Annotated in this window: 9 protein-coding genes and 1 pseudogene; 8 read left to right on the top strand and 2 right to left on the bottom strand. The window is 48.5% G+C overall.

The features are described 5' to 3' along the window. On the top strand, positions 1-501 hold a 501-nt coding region (locus tag AAC147_RS02060), incomplete at its 5' end, for a site-specific DNA-methyltransferase (protein WP_231571563.1). On the opposite strand, the gene AAC147_RS02055 is transcribed toward AAC147_RS02060, so the two are convergent. Then, positions 461-898: a type II toxin-antitoxin system HicB family antitoxin gene (locus AAC147_RS02055; RefSeq protein ID WP_047685236.1), complete on the bottom strand. Its 438-nt coding sequence runs from the start codon at positions 896-898 to the stop codon at positions 461-463. The genes AAC147_RS02060 and AAC147_RS02055 overlap by 41 nt on opposite strands. Before the next feature lie 23 nt (positions 899-921). Next, a complete protein-coding gene (locus AAC147_RS02050) occupies positions 922-1104 on the bottom strand; it encodes a type II toxin-antitoxin system HicA family toxin (protein WP_047685233.1) in 183 nt (60 codons plus the stop codon). 118 nt (positions 1105-1222) lie between these two features. Here AAC147_RS02050 and AAC147_RS02045 point away from each other — a divergent pair, with 118 nt between their 5' ends. The 7 genes and pseudogenes from AAC147_RS02045 to AAC147_RS02015 all read left to right on the top strand — a co-directional run bounded on the left by AAC147_RS02045 (position 1223) and on the right by AAC147_RS02015 (position 5875). Further along, entirely contained in the window at positions 1223-1561 is a 339-nt protein-coding gene (locus AAC147_RS02045; RefSeq protein WP_047685230.1) for a phage holin, lambda family, read from the top strand. After that, positions 1545-1970: pseudogene (locus AAC147_RS02040) on the top strand (lysozyme); the annotation flags it as partial. The gene AAC147_RS02045 and the pseudogene AAC147_RS02040, both read left to right, overlap by 17 nt. A 4-nt stretch (positions 1971-1974) precedes the next feature. Beyond that, positions 1975-2424 (top strand): lysis protein, encoded by a 450-nt coding sequence (locus tag AAC147_RS02035; protein ID WP_052189762.1) that lies wholly within the window; start codon positions 1975-1977, stop codon positions 2422-2424. 209 nt (positions 2425-2633) lie between these two features. Next, entirely contained in the window at positions 2634-3074 is a 441-nt protein-coding gene (locus AAC147_RS02030) for a hypothetical protein (RefSeq protein WP_047685224.1), read from the top strand. 42 nt (positions 3075-3116) lie between these two features. Beyond that, on the top strand, positions 3117-3473 hold the full coding sequence (locus AAC147_RS02025; protein WP_072032556.1) for an HNH endonuclease: 357 nt from the start codon (positions 3117-3119) through the stop codon (positions 3471-3473). 180 nt (positions 3474-3653) lie between these two features. After that, positions 3654-4148: a phage terminase small subunit P27 family gene (locus AAC147_RS02020; protein WP_047685221.1), complete on the top strand. Its 495-nt coding sequence runs from the start codon at positions 3654-3656 to the stop codon at positions 4146-4148. Next, complete coding sequence (locus AAC147_RS02015) at positions 4145-5875, top strand: terminase large subunit (protein ID WP_047685218.1); 1731 nt, start codon at positions 4145-4147, stop codon at positions 5873-5875. The genes AAC147_RS02020 and AAC147_RS02015 overlap by 4 nt, the downstream gene beginning before the upstream one ends. Positions 5876-6068: the final 193 nt, after the last annotated feature.

Genomic DNA, 6068 nt, shown 5'->3' with positions numbered 1-6068 from the left:
CCCAGTGAAGTGGATTATCAGAAACTGCAGGTGTTATTTGATCGCGTAGCGAAAGAAAAGCACCAGCGCGGGGAACTGAGCAAACCCTATGATGAATTGGTAGAATCCCATTTAACCCTGTCGCGTCAGTATGACGAATTACGGCAGGAATACGGTTTAATGCGCCGTTCGTTTACAGTCACGGCAGCAGTGCCTTATACCGATGTCTGGCAGTTTGCCCCTGTGCAATATTATCCGGGCAAACACCCGTGTGAAAAGCCGGCTGACCTGATGGCCCATATTATCCAGTCCAGCAGCCGGGAAGGAGATTTGGTGGCTGATTTCTTTATGGGTTCCGGGGCAACCCTGAAAGCGGCGTTGAAATTGAACCGTCGTGTATTGGGGGTGGAGCTGGAAGAAACGCGATTTAAGCAGACGAAGCAAGAGATTAACGAGCAGGGCGATAACTCGCCCCACCGTTTTAATCAGGTTGCAGCTCATGTCGGGCAGCTTCGGCAATAAAATGGCTACGATCCCGGTATCGCATCGGATTTTGTTTTACTTTGGTATCGATGCGTTTGATGAGAATATCAGGTAAAGCGACATTAATACGTTGCTGTTTTCCCTCAAACTCAGATAAATCGATATCAATCACAAACCAGCTATCAAAATCCGCATATTCAGGATTGGCAGCATAAACCAGGTGTCCTGCATCGTGAAGTTGATCCACAGTGAAATCGCGGCTGACAATCATTTCCTCAAGGGTGAGTAAAATGGCTTCGCGCACCATCGCAGGAATTTCTGATTGAGTATCAGCGGCAGAAAAACAACCACAGTCATGATCGAAAAAAGCCGGGACAACCATCCCGTATGCCGTATTTTCATCTTTGGGTGTTTCAACACCGACTGAGAAAAACATAGTAACCTCCAAGAGGGCGGGGATCAGATCCCCGCCGATTTTTTAATGGATTTAACAGTACCCAGTGGTAAATCTTTTTTCGGGTGCGGTACAGGAAACGTTTTCCCTGTTATCGGAGACCACCACATTTGATGGCTTGTTCCTTTATGCCGTCGCAATTCACACCCTGCTGCTGTTAGCTCCTTTATCAGGTCAGTCGATTTCATGTTTCCTCCTAACCTGAAGTTCATAATACACACATATACACACAAATCAATGTTTGTTTGTTAACCGGGGTGAACCTATTTCACCCTGCGGACGGCTATTGTTCTAATCGAGGGGAATATGAAGATGAAAGAAAATCCTGATATCTGGGTGCACCTCGGTGACTGGCTTCTATCGGTAAAAGAGCAAGGCATCGGAGGGGCACTCGCCGGGACAATGGCCTTCCTTCGCGGTCGCTATAACGGCAGCGGCTGGTTAAAGGTCTCAATCGACGCCTTTATGTGTGCCATGTTCGCCTGGTTCATTCGTGATGTATTAAATCTGTTTGGCCTGAATCCTGATCTGGCCTATATCGGCAGTGTGGTGATTGGTTACTTGGGAACAGATTTTATTGGTCAATTGTTGCGTAAGGCGGCAAAGAAAAGAGCAGGAGCCTCTTCTGATGGAAATCAGCGATAAAGGTCTTGAGTGCATCAAACAGTACGAAGGTCTGAAACTAAAAGCTTATCCTGATCCCGCAACCGGTGGCAGGCCGTGGACCATTGGTTACGGTCATACAAAAGGGATTAAAAAGGGAGATGTGATTACAGAACAGCAAGCTGAAATATTCCTGCATGATGATCTCCAACCTATTTACACCATATTAAGACAATGGGTTAAAGTTCCGCTGAATCAAAGCCAGTTCGATGCCTTGTGTTCGTTTATCTTCAATTGTGGCAGCGGTAATTTTTTGGGTTCCACTTTATTGAAGAAACTCAATCAAGGGGATTACACCGGCGCAGCGGCAGAGTTTTCCCGATGGAATAAAGCGGCAGGCAAGGTTATGCGTGGGCTGGATAATCGCAGAGCATCTGACGCCAGATGTTTTTATCATGAAACTCAATTTCACCTCCGGTGTTGTTATTGCATTGATTATTGCTTCAGCCGCCGCTTTCTTATACCGCTCTGGCTATAAGAAACAGCTTGGCATCAATAGCGACCAAATAACCGAAATTCAGCAACTGACTGACACTATCGGCTACCAGAACACGCACATTGAAATGCTGCATGAATTGGATACCAAACACACTCAGGAACTCGCCAATGCCAAGACTGAGATTGACAAGCTGCACGCTGCTTCTCTTGCTCATCCTGAGCGGGTGTACATCAAAGCAGCGTGTCCTGTGTCTAAAGCCTCTGCCACCTCCGGCATGGATGATGCAACCACCGCCCGACCTACAGACGCCGCTGTCAGAAATTATTGGTTACTCAGAGAACGCATTGCAACCTCAGAGCAAATGATCTTGGGATTGCAGGAATATATCAGGGAGCAATGTCAATGAGAGGATGGAACATTATCAGCAACATCCGCTGAGTAGTTTGCGCAGAGTTTTGTATCTGTTTTGACACTGGCCGTATCAACAAAAATAGAGGCTATATAAATTTTGAACCAGTTGAATATGCTGAAATTGAGCATACGGCACTCAATGGAATGAATGCTAGGCGTTGATTAAATACACTATGTATGTTGATTCAACATTGGAGTAATTATATGAACGTATGGGTACCAGTAGTCAGCGCACTTGTAGCTAGTCTTTTTACTTTTCTCATTGCTTGGCTTTCAAACTGTTGGAATGAAAGTCGTTTTAATACGCAACGCAAAGATGAAAAAGAAAAAGAAAATAAGAAGCTTTTAATTGAAAAAGGTGAAAAGCTTTTTGGTTTAATTTGTACTTTTACTGCATGGGGAAGCAGAAAATTAGGTCATGATTTTCAAGGTAAGATACCTACTAATCAAGAGTTTGATTACATAGAACTTGAACTTATAACCAAAATATATTTTCCTGAACTTGAAAATGATGTAGCAGAAATGTTAGACCTGATTCCGAAAGATGATAATCAGAAATCATCAGATTCATTTAAAAAATGCTTACAACTTTCTGATTCTTTGAAAAATAGAATAAGTTCAGAATTAATTAAACTCACGAAATAATAACCATCTCCGGGTGGTTTTTTGCTTTATGGAGGTCAGAACATGCCACCTCGCATCCCTCGCGCCTGTCGTAAGTCAGGTTGCCCTAAGACTACCACCGATCGCAGCGGCTACTGCCCTGACCACCTGCACATGGGTTGGCAATATCATCAACAAGGCAAGAGCCGACACCAACGTGGCTACGGTAACCAATGGGATAAGCTAAAGACACGAGTCAAACAACGAGATAATTTTCTGTGTCAGCACTGCTTACGGCAGGGGCGGGCGGTCACCGGGACAACCGTTGACTATGTCCAATCCAAAGCCCACAGCGGCACCGATAGGTTGAGTAACCTGCAATTGTTGTGTGATGCCTGCCATCGGCAAAAGACCGCGGTGGAGCGATTGCGAAGATATTAATTTCCAATTGTCACCATTGCATATGTCATCGTTATAGGGGAGGGGCGGGTCAAATCGCTGCCCCTATCGCCCTCAAGGACCGCCCCCTTGGGTCTTTTTTTATACCCGCGAAAAATGAAATTTAAATCGGGTGTCTTTTTATCCCTCTTTCACTGTTTTTGAGCCTGGGAGGTGCTGCGTATGGCGGGAACGGCGGGCAAATCCGGTCGTCGCCCCAAACCGACGGCACGCAAAGCACTGGCCGGTAATCCGGGCAAGCGCAAGCTGAATCGGGATGAACCGACTTTTACTCCGTTGACGAGTGTTTCACCGCCGGACTGGTTTGCTGAATGTGAAATGTCGCTGGCAGAGGTGATGTGGGAGCTGACCAGCAAGGAGTTATGCGCCCAAGGATTACTGTGCGTGACTGACCTTGCGGTGCTCGAACGCTGGTGTGTAGCGTATCAGTTCTGGCGCAACGCGGTGATAAATATCGCCCGGCAGGGCAATACCGTGACCGGTGCAACCGGCGGCCCGATTAAAAACCCGGAGCTGACTGCCAAAAAAGAGCAACAGTCTGAAATGGATATCACCGGTTCGATGTTGGGACTCGATCCGAGCAGTCGTCAGCGCCTGATTGGGGCGGCGGGGCAGGCCAAAACGGACAATCCGTTTATGAGGATGATTGCATCATGAGCCGCAAATCCTACCTGAATGTCAATGCGGCGAATCAGTACGCTCGTGATGTGGTGCGCAATAAAATTGAAGCTGGTCGTTATGTCAGGGAAGCCTGTCAGCGACATCTGGATAATCTGGCTCAGGAAAAGAGCAAGCTGTTCAAATACCGGTTTGATAAGGATCTAGCGGAGCAGGCGGCGAAATTTATTCAACTATTGCCGCACACCAAAGGTGAATGGGCCTTTAAACGGATGCCGATCACACTGGAGCCGTGGCAGTTATTTATTGTCTGCTCGGCCTTTGGCTGGGTGCATAAAGGCAGTCGGTTACGCCGCTTTCGGGAAGTGTATACCGAAATTCCCCGTAAAAATGGCAAGTCTGCGATTTCTGCCGGGGTGGCTCTCTATTGTTTTACCTGCGATGACGAATTCGGTGCGGAAGTCTATTCCGGCGCGACCACGGAGAAGCAGGCGTGGGAAGTGTTTCGACCTGCGCGATTGATGTGCAAGCGCACGCCGCTGTTGACCGAGGCGTTCGGCATTGAAGTGAATGCTGCCAATATGAATCGCCCGGCAGATGGTGCCCGGTTTGAGCCGCTGATCGGCAATCCCGGAGACGGTCAGTCACCCAGTTGTGCGATTGTGGATGAATACCATGAGCATGATAGCGACGATTTGTATACCACGATGCTGACAGGAATGGGCGCACGACGTCAGCCGCTGATGTGGGCGATCACCACGGCAGGTTACAACATTGAAGGACCGTGTTATGACAAGCGGCGCGAAGTGATTGATATGCTGTCCGGCAATGTACCTAACGAAGAGTTGTTCGGCGTAGTCTATACCGTGGACGAAGGCGATGACTGGACCTCACCGGCAGTGTTACGCAAAGCCAACCCCAATATGGGTGTGTCGGTGTATGCGGATTTTCTGCTCAGTCAGCAACAACGCGCTATCAATAATCCGCGGCTCGCCAGTGTGTTTAAAACCAAGCACCTGAATATCTGGGTCTCGGCGCGGGAGGCTTACTTCAATATGGTGAGCTGGAAGCAATGCGAAGATACCTCACTGACATTAGCGCAGTTTGAGGGGCAACCCTGTTTTCTGGCCTTTGACCTTGCCCGCAAGCTGGACATGAACAGCATGGCGAGGCTCTTTGTCCGTGAGATTGATGGCAAGCGGCATTTCTACAGTATCGCCCCACGTTTCTGGGTGCCGTATGACACGGTTTACAGTGTGGAGCAGAACGAAAATCGTCGCAGTGCCGAGCGTTTTCAGAAATGGGTGGAAATGGATCTGCTGACCGTGACGGAAGGGGCAGAGGTTGATTACCGCTATATTCTCGAAGAAGCTAAACTGGCTTGTCACCTGAATCCGGTTAATGAAACTCCAATTGACCCTTTTGGCGCCACTGGTTTATCGCATGCACTGGCGGATGAGGGCATTAATCCCATCATCATTAGCCAGAATTTCACGCACCTGAGCGATCCGATGAAAGAGCTGGAGGCGGCGATCCAATCCGGGCGTTTCCATCATGACGGTAACCCGATCATGTCGTGGTGTATCGGCAATGTCGTCGGGAAAACGATGGGCGGCAATGATGACATTGTGCGCCCGATTAAAGAGCATAAAGACAGCAAAATTGATGGCGCAGTGGCGCTGATTATGGCGATGGGACGGGCGATTTTGCACGAAGCTCCCAGCCTCTCCGATCACTTGATCTCCCACGGTGTTCGTTCACTCTGAGATTTTTCCATGAAATTATTAATGATTGTTGCCCCGCTGGTCGGTCTGGCCGGTGGCGCTCTGCTGTCTTACGGCGCAGGGCTGCTGTTACCGGCTACCGGGTTTATGGTGGCGGGCAGCCTGTGTCTTGGCTGGTCGTATTGGGTCTCACGCATGTTGAGCCAGAAACCCGATAAGGAGGCCTGATGTTTTT

The organism is Xenorhabdus sp. NBAII XenSa04 (genome assembly GCF_963866145.1).
Classification (GTDB): domain Bacteria; phylum Pseudomonadota; class Gammaproteobacteria; order Enterobacterales; family Enterobacteriaceae; genus Xenorhabdus; species Xenorhabdus indica.
The sequence above is the reverse complement of the archived record's forward strand: the minus strand, read 5'-3'. Positions and strand labels throughout refer to the sequence as shown.

Bases quoted from the DNA above. Each gene is read 5' to 3' on its own strand.
- AAC147_RS02025 (WP_072032556.1), top strand. From the start codon at position 3,117: ATGCCACCTCGCATCCCTCGCGCCTGTCGTAAGTCAGGTTGCCCTAAG.
- AAC147_RS02050 (WP_047685233.1), bottom strand. From the start codon at position 1,104: ATGAAATCGACTGACCTGATAAAGGAGCTAACAGCAGCAGGGTGTGAA.
- AAC147_RS02020 (WP_047685221.1), top strand. From the start codon at position 3,654: ATGGCGGGAACGGCGGGCAAATCCGGTCGTCGCCCCAAACCGACGGCA.
- AAC147_RS02030 (WP_047685224.1), top strand. From the start codon at position 2,634: ATGAACGTATGGGTACCAGTAGTCAGCGCACTTGTAGCTAGTCTTTTT.
- AAC147_RS02055 (WP_047685236.1), bottom strand. From the start codon at position 898: ATGTTTTTCTCAGTCGGTGTTGAAACACCCAAAGATGAAAATACGGCA.
- AAC147_RS02045 (WP_047685230.1), top strand. From the start codon at position 1,223: ATGAAGATGAAAGAAAATCCTGATATCTGGGTGCACCTCGGTGACTGG.
- AAC147_RS02035 (WP_052189762.1), top strand. From the start codon at position 1,975: ATGAAACTCAATTTCACCTCCGGTGTTGTTATTGCATTGATTATTGCT.
- AAC147_RS02015 (WP_047685218.1), top strand. From the start codon at position 4,145: ATGAGCCGCAAATCCTACCTGAATGTCAATGCGGCGAATCAGTACGCT.